At 72.0% G+C, this 22,974-nt stretch carries 20 protein-coding genes; 6 read left to right on the top strand and 14 right to left on the bottom strand.

Features of this window, described 5'->3' with window-relative positions; genetic code table 11:
• Position 1: 1 nt before the first annotated feature.
• Positions 2-586, top strand: coding sequence for a pentapeptide repeat-containing protein (locus tag C1729_RS10840; RefSeq protein ID WP_102509954.1), 585 nt, complete (start codon positions 2-4; stop codon positions 584-586).
• A 158-nt stretch (positions 587-744) separates the two neighbouring features.
• Here C1729_RS10840 and C1729_RS10835 read toward each other — a convergent pair whose 3' ends face one another.
• Together C1729_RS10835 and C1729_RS10830 are read right to left on the bottom strand one after the other, a co-directional pair.
• Positions 745-1,320 (bottom strand): GNAT family N-acetyltransferase, encoded by a 576-nt coding sequence (locus tag C1729_RS10835; protein ID WP_102509953.1) that lies wholly within the window; start codon positions 1,318-1,320, stop codon positions 745-747.
• A gap of 133 nt (positions 1,321-1,453) precedes the next feature.
• Complete coding sequence (locus C1729_RS10830) at positions 1,454-2,212, bottom strand: GNAT family N-acetyltransferase (protein ID WP_102509952.1); 759 nt, start codon at positions 2,210-2,212, stop codon at positions 1,454-1,456.
• A 352-nt stretch (positions 2,213-2,564) separates the two neighbouring features.
• Here C1729_RS10830 and C1729_RS10825 point away from each other — a divergent pair, with 352 nt between their 5' ends.
• The 4 genes from C1729_RS10825 (at position 2,565) to nirD (ending at position 8,623) form a co-directional block, all read left to right on the top strand.
• Positions 2,565-2,987: a rhodanese-like domain-containing protein gene (locus C1729_RS10825; protein ID WP_102509951.1), complete on the top strand. Its 423-nt coding sequence runs from the start codon at positions 2,565-2,567 to the stop codon at positions 2,985-2,987.
• Positions 2,984-4,198, top strand: coding sequence for an O-succinylhomoserine sulfhydrylase (locus tag C1729_RS10820; RefSeq protein ID WP_242493798.1), 1,215 nt, complete (start codon positions 2,984-2,986; stop codon positions 4,196-4,198). The genes C1729_RS10825 and C1729_RS10820 overlap by 4 nt, the downstream gene beginning before the upstream one ends.
• 1,450 nt (positions 4,199-5,648) lie before the next feature.
• Positions 5,649-8,294, top strand: a complete 2,646-nt coding sequence (nirB, locus tag C1729_RS10815) for a nitrite reductase large subunit NirB (RefSeq protein ID WP_102509950.1) — start codon at positions 5,649-5,651, stop codon at positions 8,292-8,294.
• Positions 8,291-8,623 carry a nitrite reductase small subunit NirD gene (gene nirD, locus C1729_RS10810; RefSeq protein WP_102509949.1) on the top strand — a complete coding sequence of 111 codons (333 nt, stop codon included), beginning with the start codon at positions 8,291-8,293 and terminating at the stop codon, positions 8,621-8,623. Before nirB ends, nirD begins: the two co-directional genes overlap by 4 nt.
• Positions 8,624-8,633: 10 nt before the next feature.
• Here nirD and C1729_RS10805 read toward each other — a convergent pair whose 3' ends face one another.
• Both C1729_RS10805 and C1729_RS10800 read right to left on the bottom strand, forming a co-directional pair.
• Positions 8,634-10,187 (bottom strand): CARDB domain-containing protein, encoded by a 1,554-nt coding sequence (locus C1729_RS10805; protein ID WP_129590733.1) that lies wholly within the window; start codon positions 10,185-10,187, stop codon positions 8,634-8,636.
• Positions 10,188-10,275: 88 nt separating this feature from the next.
• Entirely contained in the window at positions 10,276-10,443 is a 168-nt protein-coding gene (locus tag C1729_RS10800) for a heme biosynthesis protein HemY (RefSeq protein ID WP_102509947.1), read from the bottom strand.
• 150 nt (positions 10,444-10,593) lie between these two features.
• Between C1729_RS10800 and C1729_RS10795 the strand changes: the two genes are divergently transcribed.
• Positions 10,594-12,483, top strand: a complete 1,890-nt coding sequence (locus C1729_RS10795; RefSeq protein ID WP_242493797.1) for a glycoside hydrolase family 13 protein — start codon at positions 10,594-10,596, stop codon at positions 12,481-12,483.
• 143 nt (positions 12,484-12,626) lie between these two features.
• Here C1729_RS10795 and C1729_RS10790 read toward each other — a convergent pair whose 3' ends face one another.
• The 10 genes from C1729_RS10790 to C1729_RS10745 all read right to left on the bottom strand — a co-directional run bounded on the left by C1729_RS10790 (position 12,627) and on the right by C1729_RS10745 (position 22,971).
• Positions 12,627-13,634, bottom strand: coding sequence for a LacI family DNA-binding transcriptional regulator (locus C1729_RS10790; RefSeq protein ID WP_102509946.1), 1,008 nt, complete (start codon positions 13,632-13,634; stop codon positions 12,627-12,629).
• 32 nt (positions 13,635-13,666) lie between these two features.
• Positions 13,667-14,545 carry a sugar ABC transporter permease gene (locus C1729_RS10785; RefSeq protein ID WP_102509945.1) on the bottom strand — a complete coding sequence of 293 codons (879 nt, stop codon included), beginning with the start codon at positions 14,543-14,545 and terminating at the stop codon, positions 13,667-13,669.
• Positions 14,542-16,167, bottom strand: coding sequence for an ABC transporter permease subunit (locus C1729_RS10780; protein WP_102509944.1), 1,626 nt, complete (start codon positions 16,165-16,167; stop codon positions 14,542-14,544). Before C1729_RS10780 ends, C1729_RS10785 begins: the two co-directional genes overlap by 4 nt.
• A 29-nt stretch (positions 16,168-16,196) precedes the next feature.
• Complete coding sequence (locus tag C1729_RS10775; protein WP_102509943.1) at positions 16,197-17,468, bottom strand: sugar ABC transporter substrate-binding protein; 1,272 nt, start codon at positions 17,466-17,468, stop codon at positions 16,197-16,199.
• A gap of 353 nt (positions 17,469-17,821) precedes the next feature.
• A complete protein-coding gene (locus tag C1729_RS14640) occupies positions 17,822-18,841 on the bottom strand; it encodes a GNAT family N-acetyltransferase (protein ID WP_165375486.1) in 1,020 nt (339 codons plus the stop codon).
• Between the two features lie 46 nt (positions 18,842-18,887).
• A complete protein-coding gene (gene purQ / locus C1729_RS10765; protein WP_102509942.1) occupies positions 18,888-19,601 on the bottom strand; it encodes a phosphoribosylformylglycinamidine synthase subunit PurQ in 714 nt (237 codons plus the stop codon).
• A complete protein-coding gene (purS, locus tag C1729_RS10760) occupies positions 19,601-19,849 on the bottom strand; it encodes a phosphoribosylformylglycinamidine synthase subunit PurS (protein ID WP_102509941.1) in 249 nt (82 codons plus the stop codon). The genes purQ and purS overlap by 1 nt, the downstream gene beginning before the upstream one ends.
• A 168-nt stretch (positions 19,850-20,017) precedes the next feature.
• Complete coding sequence (locus C1729_RS10755) at positions 20,018-20,824, bottom strand: ABC transporter ATP-binding protein (protein ID WP_102509940.1); 807 nt, start codon at positions 20,822-20,824, stop codon at positions 20,018-20,020.
• Positions 20,825-21,925 (bottom strand): FecCD family ABC transporter permease, encoded by a 1,101-nt coding sequence (locus tag C1729_RS10750; protein WP_102509939.1) that lies wholly within the window; start codon positions 21,923-21,925, stop codon positions 20,825-20,827.
• Positions 21,922-22,971 (bottom strand): FecCD family ABC transporter permease, encoded by a 1,050-nt coding sequence (locus C1729_RS10745; protein ID WP_102509938.1) that lies wholly within the window; start codon positions 22,969-22,971, stop codon positions 21,922-21,924. Before C1729_RS10745 ends, C1729_RS10750 begins: the two co-directional genes overlap by 4 nt.
• Positions 22,972-22,974 lie beyond the last annotated feature (3 nt).

Here is a 22,974-nt window from a genome sequence, read left to right as displayed (position 1 = left end):
CATGGACATCACCCGGGGTGCGACGCTCGACGACGTCCGGCTCGACGCGATCGACCTCAGCGGACGCGACCTCACCGACACGCGCTTCCTCGAGTGCGCGCTCACCGACTGCCTCCTCGACGACGCCACCCTCACGGGCGCGCGCCTCGTCGACACCGACTGGGACGACGTCCGCGCGAGCGCCGTGAGCCTCAAGAACGCCTCGATCCTCGGTGGCACGTGGACCGACCTGCGCGCCGGCGCCCTCACCGCACCCGGCGCGAGCGTCGCCCGCCTCTCGATCGTCGGCGGACGGATTGACCACCTCAGCCTGCGCGGTGCCAAGGTCGACGGCCTCTACCTCGACGGCGTGACGATCGGCGACCTCGACCTCGCTGGCGCGACCGTCACCCGCCTCCGCACGCGCGGGACGACGATCCGACGGCTCGACGCCTCCGAAGCACGGCTCAAGAACGTCGACCTGCGCGGCATCGACCTCGCCGAGGTCGAGGGCGCCGCCGGGCTGCGCGGCGCAACGGTCTCGACCGCCCAGCTCCACGGCCTCGCGGGCGGCATGGCGGCCGCCCTCGGCATCAAGCTGGGCTAGCCCCGCGCCCCGACGCCCCACCCACCCACGCCCAGGCCCGTCCGTCCGTCCGTCCACGCGCCAGCCGGCCCGCGCGTCCACCCCCGTCCCGGGAATCCGCGCGTCTGGTTACTGCCACTGGCCAGACGCGCGGATTCCCGGGAGAGTGCGGCCGGGAGTCAGGCGAGTCGCGCCTCGAGCGACGCGCGGGTCGCCGGCCACTCGTCGCGGAGGACCGAGAAGTACACCGTGTCGCCGCGCGACCCGTCGGGCGCGAGCCGGTGCGAGCGCAGCACGCCCTCCCGCGTCGCCCCGAGCCGCTCAATCGCCGCGAGCGAGCGCACGTTGCGGGCGTCGGCCCGCAGCGCGACACGCTCAACGCCCCACACGTCGAACGCGTACGCGAACAGCGCGAGCTTCGCCGCGGGGTTGACGTGCGTCCCCCACCAGCGCCGCCCGTAGAACGTGTGCCCGATCTCGACGCGTCCGATGTGCAGGTCGATGTCGTAGAACGACGTCACGCCGACGACGGCACCCGGCTCGAGCAGCTCGTCGACCACCGCGAACGCCACCACACCCGGGCGGGCCGCGAGGCCGGCGATGTGCCGTTCCATCCCTTCGGTCGTGTCCGGCAGCGGCGTCGTCATGCCCGCCCACAGGGCGGCGTCGACGAGCGGGGCGAGCGCAGGCGCGTGCTCAGTCGCGAGCGGCTCGAGCCGCACACCACGCCCGACGAGGGTGGGGATCGTCGTCATGCGCCTACCCTCGCATGTCGACCGACCACGTCGCAGCCGCTTTCCGACCCGCCGACGCCACGCGAGACAGTCCTCACGACGCGACCTAGAGTCCCCGCAGGACTAGCTCGAGCCGCAGGACGAGCTCGCCAGGTCAGCGCTGCGGGCGCGGGCGTCGGCCCTTGCCGCGCAGGCGCGGGCCGCGCCAGCGGCGCGACGCCATGCCAGCACCTGCGGCTCCCGGAACGTCGAGCACGGGCTCGTCGACCGACGACGATTCCCCGACCGACGCGCCGACGGCCGCCAGCTGGCCGCCGCCGAGCTGTCCCTCGATCGCGCGCAGCGGATCGATGCGGGCGAGCAGCCGCTCGCGCACGCCAGGCCACTCGGGCGCGAGGATCGAGAACATCACCGAGTCGACGCGCGACCCGTCGGGCCCGTCGCGGAAGCCACGGAGCGTGCCCTCGCGGGTCGCGCCGAGCCGCTCGATCGCAGCGAGCGAGCGCGAGTTGCGGGCGTCGGCCCGCATCGCCACCCGGTAGACGCCGAGGTCCTCGAACGCGTGCTCGAGGAGGAGGAACTTCGCGGCGGGGTTGATGAGCCGACCCCACACGGCGCGGTCGTAGAAGGTGCGGCCGATCTCGACACGTCGGGCTACGGGATCGTGCGCGACGAGCGCCGTCGAGCCCCGCACCTCACCGCTGATCGCGTCGACGACGGCGAACGGGTAGCAGCCCTCGAGCGAGCGGGAGTCCTCGATGTAGTTCATCATCCCCACCTCGCCCTCGGGCAAGGGTGTGCTCATCCCGGACCACAGGTCTGCGTCGACCATGCGGGCGAGGTCGCCGACGTGCTTCTGCGTCAGCGGCTCGAGGCGAAAACCGTGCCCCGAGAGAGTGCGATCGTGCTCCACAGCGAGAAATAAGAACACACCTCGGGCCGTGTGCCAACACCCGGACGGCGAACTGTGGGAGGCGCGCACGGAACGCTGCCTGTGGACAACGGCATGAACTGTCGGGAGCCGCAAGATCCTGCGGCTCCGGCGACTTCACCCACCGCTGCGTCGCGACGCTCGTCACACGCGGTGCCGCACCTCCCGGACGCCCCGTCCGGCCACCGGGACGGCCCGTGTCCGCCCACCGGCGCACCGGTAGCATCCGAGGCACCATCCAGAGCGGCCGAGTGACGTGGCACGACGACGCCGCAGCAACCCCCCGGACCGGGTCAGGGTGCTCCCGCCACGGCCGATGCGAACGGAGAACACCATGCCCTACGCAGGAGACGTCACCCCCCGCGACGCCTGGGACCAGCTGACGATCGACCCCCAGACGGTCCTCGTCGACGTCCGGACCGTCGAGGAGTGGCTCGAGGTCGGCGTCCCCGACTCGCCGAGCGACGACAAGCCCGTCCGCTTCGTCGAGTGGGCCACGCACGACGGCCCCAACCCGCGCTTCCTCGCGCAGCTTGAGGCCGCAGGCGTCGCCAAGGACGCGACGGTCCTCTTCCTGTGCCGCTCGGGCGGGCGTTCGGTCGCCGCGGCCGAGGCCGCAACGGCCGCCGGTTGGGCGTCGTCGTACAACGTGCTGCAGGGCTTCGAGGGCGACTTCGACGCGCTCGGCGGCCGCACCGTCAACGGCTGGCTCAACGCGGGCCTGCCGACGACGTCGTACGCCGGGCCCGTCGAGTGAGCCGCGGCCCCCTGCCCGAGGGCCTGCGCCCCGCGACGCTCGCCGTGCGCGGCGGCCAGGAGCGCACCCCGTACGACGAGACCGCGGAGCCGCTCTTCCTCACGCAGGGCTACATCTACCCGACGGCCGCCGAGTGCGAGGCCGCGTTCACGGGCGAGATCGACCGCTACGTCTACTCGCGCTACGGCAACCCGACGGTGACGAACTTCGAGGAGCGGCTGCGTCTCCTCGAGGGTGCCGAGGCGTGCTTCGCAACCGCGACGGGCATGTCCGCGGTGTTCACGGCGCTCGCCGCGGTGTGCCGTGCGGGCTCGCGCGTCGTCGCGTCGCGTGCGCTGTTCGGCTCGACGCTCGTCGTGCTCACGGACATCCTCGCGGGCTGGGGCGTCGTCACCGAGCTCGTCGACGGCCACGACGTCGAGCAGTGGCGTGCCGCGCTCGCGACGCCCGCCGATGTCGTGTTCTTCGAGTCGCCGTCGAACCCCATGATGGACATCGTCGACATGCGCGCGGTCGCGGACCTCGCGCACGCGGCGGGCGCGATCGTCATGGTCGACAACGTCTTCGCGACGCCCGCCCTCTCGCGGCCGCTCGAGTTTGGCGCGGACGTCGTCATCTACTCCGCGACGAAGCACATCGACGGGCAGGGACGCGTCCTCGGCGGCGCGATCCTCGGTTCCGAGGAGTTCGTCCACGGGCCGGTCCAGCACCTCGTGCGCAACACGGGCCCGACGATGTCCGCGTTCAACGCGTGGGTGCTGCTCAAGGCGCTCGAGACGCTTCCGCTGCGCGTGCGCGCGCAGTCCGCGGCCGCGCTCGAGGTCGCGACGGCGCTCGAGGCCGACGACCGCGTCGCGCAGGTCCGCTTCCCGTACCTCGCGTCGCACCCGCAGCACGAGCTCGCGGTGCGGCAGCAGTCGGCGGGCGGCACGGTCGTGACGTTCGACCTCGCGGTGCCCGACGGCACGTCGCCCGAGGCTGCGAAGGAGCGGACGTTCCGCTTCCTCGACGCGCTGCAGATCATCGACATCTCGAACAACCTCGGTGACGCGAAGTCGCTCGTCACCCACCCGGCGACGACGACGCACAAGAAGGTCGGGGCCGAGGGCCGCGCGCGCGTCGGCATCGGCGAGACGACGGTCCGCCTCTCGGTGGGCCTCGAGGACGTTGAGGACCTCCTGGCAGACCTCCGCCAGGCGCTCGACGCGTAGGCCAGCACCGGCGCTCGTCGGCCACAGCGCGGCTACCCGCAAATTTGTGCCCTACCCGCGAGTCTGAACTTGCGGGTAGGGCACAACCTTGCGGGTGGGCGGATCGCTTCCGGAGGAGGAGCTCCGGACGGGGCACCAGCGGGACGGGCCGGTGGCCAGCAATGGCCCGGTGCAGACGCCCCTCGAAGAGATCCGGCGTGCTGAGCTGCCGGGCAGTCATCCGCACGAACGTCCAGCCCTGCGCACGGATCGCGTCCTCGCGGTCCTTCTCGGCAGCGACGACCCGCGCCGGATCTCCCCCGGCGAGATCTCCGTACTTCACCTGGCCGTCGTACTCGACGACGAGCCGCATCTCGGGCCATGCCAGGTCGACGTAGAAGACCCCGATGTCCGTGACGATCTCGAGCTGCGTCGTCGGACGTGGCAGCCCGAACGCGAGCGCCCGGACGCGCGTCCACGACTCCCACGGAGACTCGGCGCCGTCGTCCGCGTGCTCGAGCGCCACCCTCGCGCGACGGGACCCCGGCGCGCTGCCGAGGCCACGCACCGCCGCGTCGAGCGTCGCGCGCGGGATGCCCGCGCGCAGCGCGCGGTCCAGCACGACCACACCGTCGCGCACCGGATTGAACCGCGCGATGTCGAGCGCGGTCCGGACGACGTCGGTCACCCGCGCACCGTTGACCGTGACGATCTCGTCCTCGTGGACCGCCGCGGTGTGCACTGCCAGGTCAGGCGCTGTGCCTCGTCCGGGGAAGTCACGCCTCCCGACGTGAGTCTTCGCAGGCATGGACCACACGTCGAGCCCATGGACGAGCGCCGCGCTCTGGTGGACGAGCATCTCCGGGACGCCACGCACCCGGGCCCGCGCGACGACCGCCGAGATGCCGGCGAGCGCACGCGCGCGCTCGTGGTCGAAGGTGGTCGGACGTGCATACCGCTCGGCAGCGAGCCGCTGGGCTGCGTCGTCGAGGTCCATCCGCGAGACGTAGGCACCTGACCGGGCCCTGATCCAGGAACCGTCGCGGAGCATCGTCCGCACCGTCGTGGGATCGAGCTGCGACGCAAGGTGGATCGGGAGGAGCTGCCTCGGTGACAGTGGGACGATGCGCTCTCGGCGGGCCATGAACGCAGCCGACCATCTCTGCGACCTGCTCGCAGCACACGAATCTCCACCTGTGGATGCCCACCCCGCACACCCACCTGTGCACAACCCTCCCCCGTCGGCCCCCCGCCCCGGACGCGCGCCGGACGCGCGCCGGACCGTGCCACGCACCCGCAAGTTTGTGCGCTACCCGCAAGTTCGAACTTGCGGGTAGCGCACAAACTTGCGGGTAGGCGAGCTCGGGCGTCTGGCCCGCGACCGCAGCCGGGCGCGGCAGAGCCAAAGGTCCCATCATTCCTTCGGAAGTAGCCTGTTGAATTCTGGACAGAGCATCCCAGGAGGACACCCATGACCGTCGTCTCACCCGTCCGTCCCACCGGTGGACCCACCGACCCCGGACGCGTCGTCGTCGTCGGTGCCGGCATGGTCGCGCACCGCCTCGTCGAGCAGATGCTCGCCCGCGGCGAGCACGCCGCCTGGGAGATCACCGTCCTCGGTAACGAGCCGTACCGCCCGTACGACCGCGTGCACCTCTCGGAGTTCTTCGACGGCCGCGACGCCGACGCCCTCGCGCTCGCCCCGACGGTGTGGGACGACGCGCGCGTCACGCTCCGCACCGGCGACGCGGTCGCGAGCATCGACCGCGACGAGCAGGTCGTCGTCACGCGCGCGGGCGTGCGCGTCCCGTACGACAACCTCGTCCTCGCGACGGGCTCGTGGGCGTGGACGCCACGGACGACGGGCATCGAGCTCCCGGGCGTCGTGTCCTACCGCACGCTCGACGACGTCTCGGCGCTGCGCGACTGGGTCCAGGCCCGCGAGGACACGCTCGGCCGTCCCCTGCGGGGCGCGGTCGTCGGCGGCGGCGTCCTCGGTCTCGAGGCCGCGAGCGCCCTGCAGCGCCTCGGCGCGCACGCGACCGTCGTCGAGTTCGCCGATCGTCTCATGTCGGTCCAGCTCGACGAGGGCGGTGGTGAGACGCTGCGCGTCCGCATCGCCGACATGGGTGTCGACGTGCGCCTCGGGACGGGTGCGACGCGCCTCGTCGCGGCTCCCGACGGCGCGGTCGGCCTGCTCGTCCTGTCCGACGGGTCGACGCTCGACGTCGACGTCGTCGTCTTCTCCACAGGCATCCGGCCGCGCGACCGCCTCGCGCGGGAGTCGGGCCTCGCGATCGGCGAGCGGGGCGGCGTCGTCGTCGGTCCGACGTGCCGGACGTCGGACCCGCTCGTGTGGGCGATCGGCGAGGTCGCGTCGTACGAGGGCGTGTGCGCGGGGCTCGTCGCGCCGGGCAACGCACAGGCGGACGTCGTCGTCGACCAGCTGCTCGGTGGCACCGCCGAGTACGCGCCCGCGCCCGAGGGCACGAAGCTCAAGGGCGTCCTCCACGACGGCGAGCAGGTCGAGGCCGCGTCGTTCGGTGACGTCAACGCGCTCACGCCGGGCGCGCTCGAGGTGACGTTCGCAGACCCCGTCGCGAAGACGTACAAGAAGCTCGTGGTATCCGACGACGCGCGCACGCTCCTCGGCGGCGTGTTCGTCGGCGACGCGGCGCTCTACTCGAGCCTGCGGCCCATGCTGGGCCGCGCCCTCGGCGCGGACCCGAGCGCGTTCCTCGCGCCCGAGGGCGGCGCGGCGGTGCCGAGCGCGGACCTGCCCGACGACGTCGTCGTGTGCTCGTGCGCGAACGTCACGGCCGGGACGGTGCGCGGCGCGGTGACCGAGCACGGCTGCACGTCCGTCGCGGACGTCAAGAAGTGCACGAAGGCGGGCACGATCTGCGGCTCGTGCGTTCCGCTCCTCACGAAGCTCGTCAACACCCAGCTCGAGGCGTCGGGCGTCGAGGTGTCGCGTGCGATGTGCGAGCACTTCCCGATGACGCGCGCCGACCTCTTCGCGCTCGTCAAGGCCGAGGGGCTGAGGACGTTCTCCGAAGTCGTCGCGGCGCACGGCACGGGTCGCGGCTGCGTCGTCTGCAAGCCGGTGGTCGCGTCGATTCTCTCGTCCCTCGGCGTCGGGCACGTGCTCGACCCCGCGAACGCTCCCCTGCAGGACACGAACGACCACGCGCTCGCCAACATGCAGAAGGACGGCACGTACTCCGTCATCCCGCGCATCCCCGGCGGCGAGATCACCCCGGAGAAGCTCGCGGTCATCGCGGACGTCGCACGCGAGTACGGCCTCTACACGCGCATCACGGGCGCGCAGCGCATCGGCATGTTCGGTGCGCGCCTCGAGCAGCTCCCGGCGATCTGGCAGCGGCTCGTCGACGCGGGCATGGAGTCGGGGCAGGCGTACGGCAAGTCGCTGCGTGCGGTGAAGTCGTGCGTCGGCCAGTCGTGGTGCCGCTTCGGCGTGCAGGACTCCGTCGGGATGGGCGTGCGCCTCGAACTGCGGTACCGGGGCCTGCGTGCGCCGCACAAGTTCAAGGTCGGTGTCTCGGGTTGCGCGCGCGAGTGCGCGGAGGCCCGCGGCAAGGACGTCGGCGTCATCGCGACGGAGCGCGGCTGGAACGTGTACGTCGGTGGCAACGGCGGGTTCACGCCGCGGCACGCGGAGCTCCTCGCGGAGGACCTCGACGACGCGATGCTGCTGCGCGTCATCGACCGCTTCCTCGCGTACTACATCCGCTCGGCCGACCGTCTGCAGCGGACGGCGCCGTGGGTCGCGGACTACCCGGGCGGCATCGCTGAGCTCCGCAAGGTGCTCGTCGACGATTCGCTCGGCATCTGCGAGGATCTCGAGGCGTCGATCGCGGTACACGTCGAGGCGTACGAGGACGAGTGGGCGGCGACGCTCGCCGACCCGGTGCGCCTGGCGCGGTTCGCGTCGTTCGTCAACGCGCCCGACACCCCTGACCCGGACCTCGCGTACACGCCCGAGCGCGGGCAGGTGCGCCCGGCCCGTCCGGGCGAGGTTTCGGACCCGAACCCCGTCATCGCGCGGACCATCGCGGTCCGCCCTGCCGACGTCGAGCTGGAGGACGCCCTGTGACCGTGTGGACCCCTGTGTGCAAGCTCGCGGCGCTCGACCCGGAGCGCGGTGTGGCGGCGCTCGTCGACGGCGCGCAGGTCGCGCTGTTCCTGCTCGACGACGGCCGTGTGCTGGGCGTCGCCAACCACGACCCGTTCTCGGGTGCGAACGTCGTCTCGCGCGGGATCGTGGGCACGCACGGTGAGCACACGACGGTGACGTCGCCCATGCACAAGCAGGTGTGGGACCTCGTCACGGGCGAGTGCCTCGACGCGGCCGGCAAGGAGCCGGTCGATCTGGCGGTGTTCGCGGTCGAGGTACGTGACGGGGTCGTGCACGTGGCCTCCTGAACGACCCGCGTCAGGGGTAGTACTTGGTGCCCCGGACGACGACGCCGACGTTCTTGGCGTCGGGCTTCTCACGGACGTCCTGGAGGATCCCGAAGGTCTTGACCTCGGACTTGCCGTTGGCATACTTCAACTGGATGCGGCCCTTGCTGAGGATCTTGTAGGTGCCGCGCTCGTCGTCCGACCCGCCGATGAACCAGCTGCCCCCGACGGTCGTGCTCGTGAGGCCCTTGCGACGCTCGACGAACCTGCCGTCCTTGGTGAACTGCAGGCGCCACGTGTACGTGTAGCACGTCTTGCCGTAGCCATAGCCGCAGCCGCTCGAGCCCTGGTGGACGAGCTTCGTCGCAAGACGGGTGCCCGCCTTGGGCGTCGAGACCGGCACGTAGGAGTCGACGGGAGCCCCCTTGCGCGGCGGCAGCCTGAGCGACTTGCTCGTCACCGTCCCGGTGCGGCTGCCGACCTTGACCTTGCCGGTCCGCGGCGAGTACGTGTAGCGCACGCAGTCCTTCTTGCCGGCCTCGCAGGTGGGGCGTCCCTTCTGCGCGATCCCGGTGTAGGCCCAGCGCCCGTCGACGAACCAGACCATCCGGTTCTGCCAGGCCTCGTCGAGGCTCGAGTCCGCGCCCCAGTAGAGGCGCCCGGCGAGGGACTTCGGCGTCGTCGTCCGCTTCACAGGCAGGACGACCTGCTTCGCGGTGTCCTTGTGGCCGCCCGAGGCCGTCGCCGTGAGCGTGGCCGTGCGGACCTTGGTCGACGCGATGCGGACCTTGATCTTCTTCGTCACGTGCGCGCCGGGCTTGATCGTCCCGAACGACACCTTCGAGGACGACACCTTGACGCCCTTGCCCTTGACCCGGACGACGACCTTCGTGGCGTTCGCGTCGCCGCGGTTGTGGACGCGCACCTTGACGGTCTTCCACTTCCCGACCGTCGCCCCGACGCGCGGGGCGAGCGCGACGACGTCGAGCACGGGCGCCGCGCGACGTGCGACGTCGAGCGTGTACCAGGGCGACTGCTGGTAGGTGGCGCCCTGGGCCATCGTCGCCGCGTACGCGCACGTGTACGCGGTGGTCCAGAGCTCCGCCGTGCCTGACGCCGTCACCGTCGCGGACGCCCCCGACACAGCGACCGCCTGCGACACCGGGGTCTGGCTCGGCAGGAGGATCGCCGCGCCGTCCTTGGCGTCCGCGTGCACCGCGAGGCCGAGGCGCGCGGTGCACGCGCCGCCGCTCGCGACCCCGACGAAGACGTAGACGGCCGCGGGGTCGCCCGCGGGCTGCGCCGAGGCCCAGGTCGCCGTCGCGCGTACGGTGCGCGCCTCGACATCCTGCACGACGGCGACCTTCGTCACCCGCGGCATGCCCTCGGGGGGCTGGCCGGAGAGCGTGCTGATCGTCGCGCTGCGCCGGACGACGGGCTGCTCGGCGGCCTGCGCGGACGGCGCCGCCGCGACCGGCACGAGGAGCGTGGCGGCGAGCGCTGTCGTGAGCGTCATCGCGTCGACGACACGACGACGTCTGCGGGTGGGATGCGGGGCGCTCCCGCGGTCTGTCACGTCGCTCATGTCGGCCTCCGGACGCTCGTTGCGCCGAGACTAGGACGCCCCTCGCGGGTGCGCACCCTGAGCGGACGGGCGGTTGCGTCCGCGCAGGTCAGCCGTGGCGGAGCATCCACTCCGTGTTGGCGTCGCGTCCTCCGTCGGGGTCGGGGGCCGCCTCGGTCTCGATACTCGCGACGAGTGTGCGCGGGTCGACGGGCTCGGGCAGGTGGCGGAACCGGGCGGCAGGGTCCGGGTCGGGCGTGGGTGTCGGTGTCGTCATGTCCCGACATTACCGCCGCCGCATCCGCCGAGCGCTTTGCAGGTTCTTTCAGAAGATGAAAGTTCTTGCTAGCGTGGGGTGCAGGCACGGCGGCCACCCGGCCGCCTCCACGTCCGCGCCACGCGCGCCGCTCACGAAGGCACCGCACCGATGCGACTCCACACACTCCCCCACCACGACGGCTCCCAGCTCTACAGCCCCGGCGACACGACCACACCAGGAGGCCGCCGCGTCGTCCGGGTCCGTGTCCCCACCGGGTTCGGCCCTGTCGCGAGCATCGTCCTGCGCGTGCTCGTCGACGGCGAGCCCCGCTTCTCCCCCATGACGGTCGAGACCCCCGCGACCGAGCCCGGCGCGACCTGGTGGAGCGGCGCCCTCACCCTCGACAACGCCGTGACGACGTACCGCTTCCTCGTCAACCGCACCGACGGCACCGCGCTCTGGCTCAACGCCGAGGGCACGGACACGATCGAGCCCGTCGACACCCAGGACTTCCGCGTCACCACGTTCACCCGGCCGCCCGCGTGGGCGACGAGGCAGGTCCTCTACCAGGTCTTTCCCGACCGCTTTGCACGCTCCGCCGCCGCGGACGACCGCGCCGCGCCGTCCTGGGCGCTCGCCGCGGACTGGGACGACCAGGTCGTCCACACCGGCCCCGACACCCCCCGCCAGTACTTCGGCGGCGACCTCGACGGCATCACCGAGCACCTCGACCACCTCACCGACCTCGGCGTCACGCTGCTCTACCTCACGCCGTTCTTCCCCGCACGCTCCAACCACCGCTACGACGCCTCGACGTTCGACGAGGTCGACCCGCTGCTCGGCGGCGACGACGCCCTCGTCCGCCTCGTCGAGGCGGCGCACGCGCGCGGCATCCGCGTCATCGGCGATCTCACGACCAACCACACGGGCGACGCCCACGAGTGGTTCCTCGCCGCGCACCACCACCCCGAGGCCCCCGAGAGCGAGTTCTACTACTGGAAGGACGCCGCGCACGACGACTACGTCGCGTGGGCCGACGTCCCCTCGCTGCCCAAGCTCAACTGGAACTCCGCCGAGCTCCGCCGCCGGTTCGTCGAGGGTCCGACGAGCGTCGTCGCCCGCTGGCTCCTGCCTCCTTTCAACCTCGACGGCTGGCGCATCGACGTCGCCAACCAGACCGGCAGGTTCGGCACCGACGACCTCAACCGCGAGGTGCAGCGCACTGTCCGCGCGACGATGAACGCCGTCTCCCCCGACACGGTTCTCTACGCGGAGTCGACGAACGACGCGAGCCGTGACTTCGATGGTGACGGTTGGCAGGCGCCCATGAGCTACGCGGGCTTCACCCGTCCGCTGTGGCACTGGCTGAGGCGCGGCGAGCCGCACCCCCGCCATCATTTCGGCATCCCGTACGAGATCGAGCCCCGCTACACCGCGGCCGAGCTCGTCGCGACCTACCGCCGGTTCACGGCCGCGTTCCCGTGGCCCGTGCGCCAACTCGCGATGAACGCGATCAACACGCACGACACCCCGCGCTTCGCGGAGCGCGCCGACGACGCCGCCCAGCTCGTCGCCGCAGGGCTCTCCCTCACGCTGCCCGGCACACCCGTGCTGTTCGCCGGTGACGAGTTCGGGATCTCGGGCGTCAACGGCGAGGATGCGCGGACCCCCCTGCCGTGGGGCACCGAGCCCCGGCTCGGGCGCGCGTACAGCGCGCTCACGACACTGCGTACGGGTTCAGCAGCGCTCCAGGACGGCGCGTTGCGCTGGCTCGACGCGGACGACGACGTGCTTGCGTTCACCCGTGAAACCGCCGACGAGCGCGTCGTCGTCGTCGCCGCACGCGCCGCCGCGACCCTCACGCTCCCGTTGTCCGCGATCGGCCCCGTTCTCGCGGCGGAGCTGACGTTCGGCGACGTCGCCGTCTCAACGGACGCCGAGGGACTCACTGTGACGACCCAGGGCCCGGCGTTCATCGTCCTCCCGGCACCATCGACAGCGCCCCGTGCTTCCCGCTCGCCGGAGCCCGCGCACGCCGCGGCCGTGGCGGCGCACTGATCCCCTCCGGGGCTGCCACTGCCACCACCGGACCACGACGCTCTGACGCTTCCGTCCGAACCCGCGCTGCGGCGCAGGCTCTCCCGTCCTGCGCCGCAGCGTCCACGAGCCGGCGCTTACGGGCGTCGGCTCGTGGACGCACCTCAGCGCGGCGACGGCCCGCTCGACTCGCGGACCACCAGCTCGGGCTGGAAGACGTACTCGGTGCGCTGCGCGTGGACGGAGTTCATCTCTCCGACGAAGGCGTCGGCGATCGCGATCGACATCGTCGAGACGGGCTGCCGGACCGTCGTGAGCGGCGGCCAGGAATATCGTGCGACGACGGAGTCGTCGAACCCCACGACGGAGACGTCGCCCGGCACGGACAAGCCCCGGCGTCGAGCCTCGGCAAGGACACCGACGGCGACGAGGTCGCTCCCGCAGAGGATCCCCGTGCACCCGGCCTCGAGGAGCGCCCGGCCCGCATGACCGCCGCCGTCGTCCGAGAGCGGACCGTGGACCACCGCGACCTCCGCGTCGGCACCGAGCCCGTCAGCGACCGCGGCACGAAAGCCCTCGACTCGGCGCTGCGCCGGCACCGACGTCTCCGGGCCCGGCGCGAGGCCGAGCCGCTCATGCCCCATCGCGACGAGGTGCCGCACCGCGAGAGTCGCACCGGCCCGGTCGTCGATCGAGAAGAAGGGCGCGTCGATCTCCTCACGGAAGCCGTTGACGAACCCGAGCGGGAGCCCCAGCTCCCGCAGCTCGCTGTAGCGCGTCGTCGGCGCGGTCGAGTCCGCGTGCCTCCCCGAGACGAAGAGGATGCCCGCCGCGCCCGCCGCGACGAACATCTCGACGTACTCGTCCTCGTGGAGCCCACCCTCTGCCTGGGAGCCGACGAGGGGCGTGAAGCCCCGGCGCGCGAAGTTCGGGCCGAGCGCCTGGGCGAACGCCGGGTAGATCGGGTTGGTGAACTCGGGCAGGACGAGCCCGACCGGCCGCCCCGTCCTGCGCCGAAGGCGGGGCGGACGCTCGTAGCCGAGGACGTCGAGCGCAGTGAGCACGGCCTGACGCTTCGCGGCGACGACGCCCGGCCGGTCGTTGAGGACGCGGCTCACCGTCGCCTCGCTGACCCCGGCGTGCGCAGCGATGTCAGCGAGAGTGGCGGCCATGCGGGGAGTCTATCGTCGACGGTGCTGACGGATCACTTGACGGCGCCCGCCGTGAGGCCACCCACGATGTACTTCTGCAGGACGAAGAACAGTGCGACGACGGGGACCGACGCGAGCACCGCTCCTGCGGCGAACACGGACCAGTTCGCCGAGGTCTCTTGCGAGACGAACTGGAAGAGGCCTACCGAGAGCGTCTGCTTGTGCGGATCCGTGAGGACGACGCTCGCGACGACGAACTCGCTCGACGTGCCGATGAACGACAGCAGTGCGACGACCGCGAGGATCGGCGCCGACAGACGCAGGATGATCGTGAAGAAGATCCGGGCGTGCCCCGCCCCGTCGAGCTTCGCGGCCTCATCGATCGAGGCGGGCACCGTGTTGAAGAACCCGTAGATGAGGTACGTGTTGACGCCCATCGCGCCACCCAGGTAGACGAGGATGAGCCCGGCGTGGGTGTCGAGGCCGATTCCGGGGAAGATGTCGCCGATCGTCGTGAGCAGTAGGAAGATCGCGACGACGCCGAGGAGCTGCGGGAACATCTGCACGAGGAGGATGCTCACGAGCCCGACGCGGCGCCCACGGAAGCGCATCCGCGAGAACGCGTAGGCCGCGAGCGCGGCGAGCAGGACGGTACCTGCGGAGGCAACGACGCCGATGTACATCGTGTTGACGAACCAGGCGCCGTAGGGCTGCGCGGGGCGGTCGAAGAGGTTGATGTAGTTGGCGATGTCGACACGGCCGAACAGCGAGTTGGAACCGACGAGGCTGCCGTTGGGGTTGAGGGACGCCGAGACGACGTAGAGGAGCGGGAAGACCGCGACGACGGCGACGACGACGGCGGCCGCGTGCTTGGCGACGAGCGTGACGGTGGCGCGGTGGCGCCGTGGCGCGGGCGCGTAGTGGGAACTCATCGGTGAGTGTCCTCCAAGGACCGGGTGCGGCGGAAGCTGTAGATCGCGAAGGCTGCGACGAGCACGAAGATGATGATCGAGAACGCACTCGCGAGCCCGTAGTCGCGCCCGCTCGTCTCGCCGAAGGCAACCTTGTAGACGAGCGTGATGAGGATGTCGGTCGCGCCGACGTTCATCTCTGTCGAGATGTCCTGGGGTCCGCCCTCGGTGAGCATGTAGATGAGGTTGAAGTTGTTGAAGTTGAAGGCGAACGAAGAGATGAGCAGGGGCGCCATCGTCACCATGAGGAGCGGCAGCCGGATGCTGACGAGGCGGCGCACGGCTCCCGCACCGTCCATCTCCGCGGCCTCCAGGTAGTCGCCCGGGATCGACTGCAGCGCACCGGTCGCGACGAGGAACATGTACGGGTAGCCGAGCCAGAGGTTGACAAGGAGGATCGACACCTTGGCAAGGAGGGGGTCCGTGAGCCAGGGGACGTCGGCCCCGCCGAGAAGCGTCTGGTTGATGAACCCGAACTGGGGGTTGAGCAGGCCCGACCACACGAGCGCCGAGAGGAACGGCGGGAACGCGTACGGGAGGATGACGAGCGCACGAAAGGTGCGACGCAGCCGGAGGCGCGGGTCGTCGAGCAGGAGCGCGAGCAGCAGCCCGGCGAAGAACGTCGAGGCGACCGAGACGCCCGCGAAGACGAAGGTCCACACGATGACGTCGAGCAGCGGTCCGCGGATCGACTTCTCGGTGAGTGCCCGCGTGAAGTTGTCGAAGCCAACCTCGATCTTCCAGCCCGGCATGATCTCGGTGCCGTCGTCGGTCGTGAACGCCCCGTTGCCGGTGTCGCGGTAGACGGCCCCGGTCTCGCGGTCGGTGAACGTGCCGCTCGCTGGATCCCAGTCCATCATCGTCGCGTAGCGGTAGGCGGTCGAGCCGTCCTGCGTGCGGAGAGCACCGTCCTCAGGGTCGTCGGAGAATGGGACGCTCGTCGCGGCGATCCGCGCCTGGTCGGCGATCATCGCGGCAAAGTCGAGCGTGCGGTAGCCCTCGAGCCCGACGGGCGTCGCGCCGTCGAGCCGCGCACCGTCGACGGCCTCGAGCGGGCGCTCGTCCCCGCCGAGGAGCACGGTGCCGTCCGTGGCAGCGACGAGGAACGAGAGCTCGCCGTCACGTTCGAGGACGCTCATGGGGTACGACGGTGAGTCCGGCACTCGCTCGAGGGACTTGCTGAGGATGACGGCAATCGCGTCGTCCTTGGTCCCGACGTGGCCGTCGCCGTAGTTCGTGAACGCGATGTACCCGGAGTAGACGATGACGAAGACCTGGAAGAGGAGGAGGAAGGCCGTGCCGGGCACGAGGTACTTGGCGGGGAGCGACCCTCGACGCAGGTAGACCCAGTTGATGAGTGCCGCGGCGACGGCGGCGATGATCGCGAGCCCCGGTTCGCCGACGGCGAGGAGCGTGAGGACCGCGGCGACGACGAGCGCGTCGAGCACGCCGAGGAGCGCGATCTTCACGAGCGTCGCGCGAGCGGCGCGGCCAGGCGCGATACGCACCGAGGTGGGCCGACGGGGTGCGGCAGGCGTGGGTGCGGCGGGCGTGGGGACGGCGGGCGTCGTGAGGCTGGGCATGGGGGCTCCTGTGGTGGGGCCCGGGGGCATCAGCCGGCGATGTCGGCCTGGATCTTCGCGGCCATGTCCGCCCACGCGGCTGCAGGGTCGCCTGCGGTGTCGTTGACGAGTGCGGCCTGGGTCGCTCCCCAGTAGTTCCACACCGCGCCCATCTCCGGGATGCTCGGCATCGGTACGCCCTCGAGGCCGACCTCGCCGAACGCGCCGACGTCGGGGTCCTGGGCCGAAGCCTTCTCGAATGCGGAGGTCAGCGCGGGCGGGCGTCCGCCGGCCTCGAAGAGCGCGAGCTGGACGTCCTCGGAGCCGAGGTACTTCACGACGAACTCGTTGGCGGCAAGCGCGTTGGCGCTCTTGGCGCTCACGAAGAAGCCCTGGACGCCGACGAAGGGGGTGACGTCTCCGCCGCCAGCGGTCGGGATCGCCTCGATCGCGTAGTCGATGCCGTTGTCCTTGAAGGTCGGCAGGTTCCACGGGCCGGAGATCATGTACGGGGCCTTGCCCGCGGCGAACTCGTCACGGGCGATGTCCCCGGTGACGTTGGTGTTGAGCACGCCTGCCTTGCCCCACTCGACGAGCTTGGCGGCGAACTTCTCGCCTCCCTCAGAACCAAGAAGGAGCTTGGACGGATCGTAGCTACCGTCGTCCGCGGTCCCGAACAGAGGTGCGTCGAACGAGGTCTGCAGGGGGTAGAGGTGGTACGGGTCAGACTCGGGCCCGGAGGGAACAAGGACCGGGTAGGTCGCGTCGCCCGCGTCGACGATCTCCTGGCCTGCGGCGACGAGCTCGTCCCACGTGCCGGGCGTCGCGTCGGCGAGTGCGGTGTTGCGGAGCAGTGCGACGTTCTCGAGCGAGACGGGCAGGCCGTACGTCGTGCCCTCGTAGCTCATGGCGCGCAGAGAGACGTCGGAGAAGCCTGCGGCTGCGTCGCCGAGCTCGAGCGGCGCGACGACGCCGTTCTGCACGAAGAGCCCGAGCCAGTCGTGACCACCGATGATGATGTCGGGTCCCTTGCCCGTGGGGACCTGCTTGACGAAGTCCTCCTTCATGACGTCGCCGTACTCCTTCTGGACGAGCTTGACGGCGATGCCCTTGTCGGCTTCGAACTTCTTCGCGATGTCCTCGAGCTCGACGACACGGTTGGCGTCGACCCAGACTGTCAGCGTCGCGGCGGCACCGCTCGGGCCGGTGCCGCCTGCGCTGGCCGTGCCGCCGCCGGGGGCGTCGGAGGAGCAGCCGGCGAGGACGGTGGCGACGATGCTTCCCGTGGCGAGCGCGGCGAGGGCGGTCTTGTTCACCTTCATCGGTGATGCCTTTCTCAAGAGGTCGTGGGCCGCGGCTCCCGCGCGGCAGCCCCTGGGCGGCCGTCGCGTGCGGGGAGCGGCGGCGCGTTGCGACCAATATGGCAGAGCGTTACCGACGCTGCAAGACTTTTCACACGCCGTGTCCCACTCGTGATGTCGTCACGCGGCAACGTTGCGAGCCAGAACCCCGTCGACACCTCGGAGACCCCAGGGAAGGCCCGGAATCCCGCTGGATCGCTCGCCCGCGCACTCCTCCACCACCCGCTCGTAGCGTCCATCTCGTCGACCACGCGCCTCCGCCAACGCCACCAGGGACTGCAAGATGATTCAGGCCTGTGTGCGTGCCCGCCCGTTCACAGGTCGAGCGCGAAGAACAGCGCCGTCGCCGAGCCCGCGTGCTCTCCGAACGGGTAGACGGGCCGGAATCCGAGCGACCGGTAGAGGGTCACCGCGGCGGGCTGCCACACCCCCGTGACGAGGATGAGCCGCCGTGCGCCGCGGTCGCGCGCGATCGTCACGAGCTCGTTCATGACGGCGCGGGCGACGCCCCAGCGGCGGGCCTCGGGCGTGACGTACACCTTGACGACCTCGAGCAGGCCGTCCTCGTCGTCCGTGCCAGCGGCGACCATCGCGAGGGAGCCGCAGCCGACGACGATGCCGTCGCGCCGCGCAACCACGCCGTCGACGACGCGGTCGCCGAGGACTGCGTCGACCGCGTCGAAACCGCCCGCGGCCGCGGCGGCCTCGCCGAGGTGCGGGTAGAGCGGTTCGACCTCGTCCGTCTGGAAGCGGGCACGCAGGTCGCGCCCGGCCGGGTCGTCCCAGGCCGCGCGCGTCACGACGATGGGCAGCGGCAGGTCCTTCGCGAAACAGCGGGAGTCGGGCTCGCCCCAGAACTCGCCGTACTGCTCGATCGGCAGGTAGCCCTCGCCGAGGTAGAGGCCCATGGACTCGGGCTGCTGCGTGCCCGTCTCGAGGACGATGCGGCGCATGCCGAGGGCGAACGCGCGGGCCTCGAGCGCGCGCAGGAGGATGCGTGAGAGGCCGCGGCCGCGGTGACCGGTGGCGACGTAGAGGCGCTTGAGCTCGGCGGTGCCGGGGGCGTGGACGATGCCCGACGGGTCGTCGTCCCCCGAGATGTCACGCAGCGCGCCGAAGCCGACGGGCTCGTCGTCGACGCGGAGCATGACGGCCGCGACGACGGTCGTGGGGTCGACGCCGTGCGCGGCCTCGTCGGTCGGGCCGGGCACGCCCGTGCCGTCGCCCGTCGGGGCGCCAGCGTCGGAGCCGTAGCGCAGGGCGATCTCCGCCTGCTGCGCGGCGCGCAGCCGCGCGCCGTCAGCGTCGTCCCACGTGACGTCCGTGAGGGTCACACCGGCGGGGAGCACCCCGGCGGCCGAGGCCCGGGGTGCCCGGCGCTCATGCCTGGACGAGTGAAGCGATGACGGACGTGAAGAAGCGCAGGCCGTCCGTGCCGGCCTTGGCACCGCGCTCGGAGTCGGGGCCGAAGCCGGCCTCGACGGCGTGCTCGGGGTGCGGCATGAGGCCGACGACGTTGCCGCGTGCGTTGGTGATGCCGGCGATGCCGCGGCGCGAGCCGTTGGGGTTGCCGCCCTCGTAGCGGAACGCGACGCGGCCCTCGCCCTCGAGCTCGTCGAGCGTGCGCTCGTCGGCGACGTACTGGCCGTCCTGATTCTTGAGCGGGATCGTGATGCGCTCGCCGGCCGTGTACTCGTTGGTCCAGGCGGTCGAGGTGTTCTCGACGGAGAGGACCTGCTCGCGGCAGATGAAGTGCAGGTGGTTGTTCTTGATCATGGAGCCCGGCAGCAGGTGCGACTCGGTGAGGAGCTGGAAGCCGTTGCAGATGCCGAGGACGGGCAGGCCGCCGTGCGCCGCGTCGACGATCTTGTCCATGAGGGGCGCGAAGCGTGCGATCGCACCGGCACGCAGGTAGTCACCGTAGGAGAACCCGCCCGGCAGGACGACGGCGTCGACGCCCTGGAGGTCGTCGTCGGCGTGCCAGAGCGCGACGGCCTCGGCGCCCGCGAGGCGCACGGCACGTGCGGCGTCGCGGTCGTCGAGCGTGCCAGGGAAGGTGACGACGCCGATGCGGGCGCCGGTCGCGGCGGCCATCAGCTCGCGTCCGCGACGCGGACGACGTCCTCGATGACCGGGTTCGAGAGCAGCGTCTCCGCCGCCTCCTGCGCCGCGGCGAGGATCTCGGGGGTCACGGGACCCTCGACCTCGAGCTCGAAGCGCTTGCCCTGGCGGACGCTCGTGAACTGGGTGAAGCCGAGGCGGGGCAGCGCCCCGACGACGGCCTTACCCTGCGGGTCGAGGATCTCGGGCTTGGGCATGACATCGACGACAACGCGTCCCACGGGGTGCTCCTGAGGATCTCGCGGACTCGTGGTCCGACGGTCGTGAGGGTTTCGCGGCCAGCCTACCGCCCCGCTCCTGCGGTCCCGCGCGGGAACCACACGCTGGACACCTGTCCCCGAGACAGGGTGGTCGTTCGAGACCGGGGCCGGTCGGCCCCTGTCCCGCGGTCAGCGGGGACGGGCGGAACGGGAGAGGGGGACGACGAGCGGCGTGCCCGTCACCGGATCCGGTACGACGCGGCTGCGCAGCCCGAACACCTCCTCGACGACTGCCTCCGTGACGACGTCGGCCGGCGCACCTTCCGCGACGATCCGTCCGTCCTTCATCGCGACGAGGTGGTGCGCGTAGCGCGCCGCGAGATTGAGGTCGTGGAGCACCATGACGACGGTCCGGCCGAGGTCACGGTTGAGGTCCGCCAAGAGGTCGAGCACGTCGACCTGGTGGGCGACGTCGAGGAACGTCGTCGGCTCGTCGAGCAGCAGCAGGGGCGTGCGCTGCGCGAGCGTCATCGCGATCCACACGCGCTGCCGCTGCCCGCCCGAGAGCTCGTCGACCGACCTGCCCGCGAGGTTGAGCACACCCGTGAGCTCGAGCGCCTCCGCGACGGCTGCGTCGTCGTCGGGCGTCCACCGGCGCAGCCAGCCCTGGTGCGGGTAGCGGCCCCGCCCCACGAGGTCGGCGACTGTGATGCCGTCGGGCGCGAGCGGTGTCTGCGGCAGCAGACCCAGCACACGTGCGACGTCCTTCGTCGGGCGGTTCGCGATGTCCGCACCGTCGAGCAGCACCACACCCGAGCGCGGCGCGAGCAGGCGCGCGAGCCCCCGCAGGAGCGTCGACTTGCCGCACGCGTTCGCGCCGACGACGACCGTGACCTTCCCCGGCGGGATCGTCACTGAGAGGTCATCGACGACGAGCCGCTCCCCGTAGCCGAGGCTCAGCCCCGCGGCTGCGAGCGTGTGCTCAGCGTGGTTCATCTATCCACCTTCCCCGGAGCGGTTCGCCCGCGCCAGGAGCCACAGCAGGACGGGCGCGCCGAGCACACCCGTGACGACACCGACGGGCAGGGCCGTCGGCAGGAGGGAGGTCGCGACGAGGTCCGCCGCGAGGACGAGGCACGCGCCCGTGAGCGCGGACGCCCCGAGCGAGACGCCTCCCCCGGTGAGGCGTCGGGCGAGCGGCCCCGAGAGGAACGCGACGAACGCGACGGGCCCGGCTGCGGCTGTCGCGACCGCCGCGAGCGCGACAGCAAGGATGAGCAGCCCGGCCTTCGCGGGCTCGACGCGCGCGCCGAGCCCCGCCGCAGCGTCGTCGCCAAGCTCGAGCGCGCGCAGCCGCAGCGCGGCGAGCGCCGCAAGCGGCAGCAGCACCGCGAGCGCGGCCCACAGCACCGGAACCTGGTCCCACGACGCACGCGACAGCGACCCCGTGATCCACACGAGCGCACGCGACGCCTCCGTGACCTCCGCGCGCGTGAGCCCCCACGCGGTCACCGCGTTGAGGACCGCGGCGACGCCGACGCCGACGAGCACGAAGCGGTAGCCGGAGATCGCGCCGCGCCGCGCGAGCACGTAGATGACCGCCGCCGTCACGAGCGCACCCCCGAACGCGACGGGCGCGACCGCGACCGCGCCGAGCCCGCCGACCGTCATGCCGAGGACCGCGGCGGCGCTTGCGCCCGCCGTGATGCCGATGACGTCAGGGCTCGCGAGCGGGTTGCGCACGAGCGTCTGGATGATCGTGCCCGACGCGCCGAACGCCGCACCCACGCCGAGCGCGACGAGCAGCCGCGGCAACCGCTGCTCCATGACGATGAACGTCGCGCCCGGGATCTGCTCGCCGCCGAGGATCCGCACGACGTCGACGAGCGCGACCTTGAACGGCCCGAGCGTCAGCGTGACGACGACGAGGGCGACCACGAGCACGACGAGCCCGATCGCGACCGTCGCGCGGCGGCGTTGCCCGCGCGTGCGGACGGCACGGACGCGGTCCACGGCGGCACCGGGCGCGGGGCGCTCGGGGGCGCAGCGAGCGTCGGGTGCGAGACCCGCGTCGCGCGCGGCCGCGGCCGCGCTCACAGCTCCGCCAGCCGACGACGACGCACGAGCGCGACGAACACGGGCGCCCCAACGACGGCCGTGACGAGCCCGACCTCGAGCTGCCCCGGCGCGGCGACGACCCGCCCGAGGACGTCGGACACGACGAGCAGCGCCGCACCCAGGAGCGCCGAGTACGGCAGCAACCACCGGTGGTCCGGGCCCGTGAGCGCGCGGCCCACGTGCGGCACGACGAGCCCGACGAAAGCGATCGGCCCCGCGAGCGCCGTCGCCGCACCGCACAGCAGGACGACGGCCGCACCGACGATCACCCGCGTCCGCCCCACGTGCTGGCCGAGGCCCCGCGCGACGTCGTCACCGAGCGCCGCCGCGTCGAGCATCCGGCCCGACGCGAGCGCGAGCACCGCCCCCACCACGAGGAACGGGGCGAGCTCCGCGACCTGGCCGAGGTCACGCCCGCCGACCGAGCCGACCTGCCAGAACCGGAACGTGTCGAGCGCGTCCGTGCGCGTCACGAGCACCGCCGCGACGAGGCTCGTGAGCGCAGCCGCGACGCACGCCCCCGCAAGCGCGAGCTTGACGGGCGTCGCCCCCTCGCGGCCCGCGGACGCGACGACGTGCACGACGACGGCCGCGGCCGCCGCCCCCACGAACGCGAACCACACGTAGCCGCGCGGGTCGCTCACCCCCGCGACGAAGATCCCGAGGACGACCGCCGCGCTCGCACCCGCGTTGATGCCGAGGATCCCCGGGTCGCCCAGCGGGTTGCGCGTGAGCCCCTGCATGAGCGTCCCCGCGAGACCCAGGGCCGCCCCGACGACGAGCGCGACGACCGTGCGCGGCACCCGCGACCGCACGGCCGCGTGGTCGAAGCTCGTCGGGTCGAACGCGGTGAGCGCATGCCAGGCGTCGAGCGGTGCCACCTGCCGCGCGCCGACCCCCACCGAAACGACCGCGAGCACACCGAGCAGCACGAGCCCGACGACGAGCCCCGCGGCGAGCGCGGGCGCACGGCGCAGCGGCCGCACCCGTCCGGGTGCGGCCGCAGCGGGTGCGGTCGTCGTCATCGC

Source organism: Sanguibacter massiliensis (genome assembly GCF_900240335.1).
GTDB lineage: Bacteria > Actinomycetota > Actinomycetes > Actinomycetales > Cellulomonadaceae > Flavimobilis > Flavimobilis massiliensis.
Note: the sequence above shows the minus strand (reverse complement) of the source record. Positions and strands in the feature narration are given on the sequence as shown.

Bases quoted from the DNA above. Each gene is read 5' to 3' on its own strand.
- C1729_RS10795 (WP_242493797.1), top strand. From the start codon at position 10,594: ATGCGACTCCACACACTCCCCCACCACGACGGCTCCCAGCTCTACAGC.
- C1729_RS10805 (WP_129590733.1), bottom strand. From the start codon at position 10,187: ATGAGCGACGTGACAGACCGCGGGAGCGCCCCGCATCCCACCCGCAGA.
- C1729_RS10755 (WP_102509940.1), bottom strand. From the start codon at position 20,824: ATGAACCACGCTGAGCACACGCTCGCAGCCGCGGGGCTGAGCCTCGGC.
- C1729_RS10745 (WP_102509938.1), bottom strand. From the start codon at position 22,971: ATGACGACGACCGCACCCGCTGCGGCCGCACCCGGACGGGTGCGGCCG.
- C1729_RS10800 (WP_102509947.1), bottom strand. From the start codon at position 10,443: ATGACGACACCGACACCCACGCCCGACCCGGACCCTGCCGCCCGGTTC.
- nirB (WP_102509950.1), top strand. From the start codon at position 5,649: ATGACCGTCGTCTCACCCGTCCGTCCCACCGGTGGACCCACCGACCCC.
- C1729_RS10835 (WP_102509953.1), bottom strand. From the start codon at position 1,320: ATGACGACGATCCCCACCCTCGTCGGGCGTGGTGTGCGGCTCGAGCCG.
- C1729_RS10790 (WP_102509946.1), bottom strand. From the start codon at position 13,634: ATGGCCGCCACTCTCGCTGACATCGCTGCGCACGCCGGGGTCAGCGAG.
- C1729_RS10775 (WP_102509943.1), bottom strand. From the start codon at position 17,468: ATGAAGGTGAACAAGACCGCCCTCGCCGCGCTCGCCACGGGAAGCATC.
- C1729_RS10780 (WP_102509944.1), bottom strand. From the start codon at position 16,167: ATGCCCAGCCTCACGACGCCCGCCGTCCCCACGCCCGCCGCACCCACG.
- C1729_RS10825 (WP_102509951.1), top strand. From the start codon at position 2,565: ATGCCCTACGCAGGAGACGTCACCCCCCGCGACGCCTGGGACCAGCTG.
- C1729_RS10840 (WP_102509954.1), top strand. From the start codon at position 2: ATGGACATCACCCGGGGTGCGACGCTCGACGACGTCCGGCTCGACGCG.
- C1729_RS10785 (WP_102509945.1), bottom strand. From the start codon at position 14,545: ATGAGTTCCCACTACGCGCCCGCGCCACGGCGCCACCGCGCCACCGTC.
- purQ (WP_102509942.1), bottom strand. From the start codon at position 19,601: ATGGCCGCCGCGACCGGCGCCCGCATCGGCGTCGTCACCTTCCCTGGC.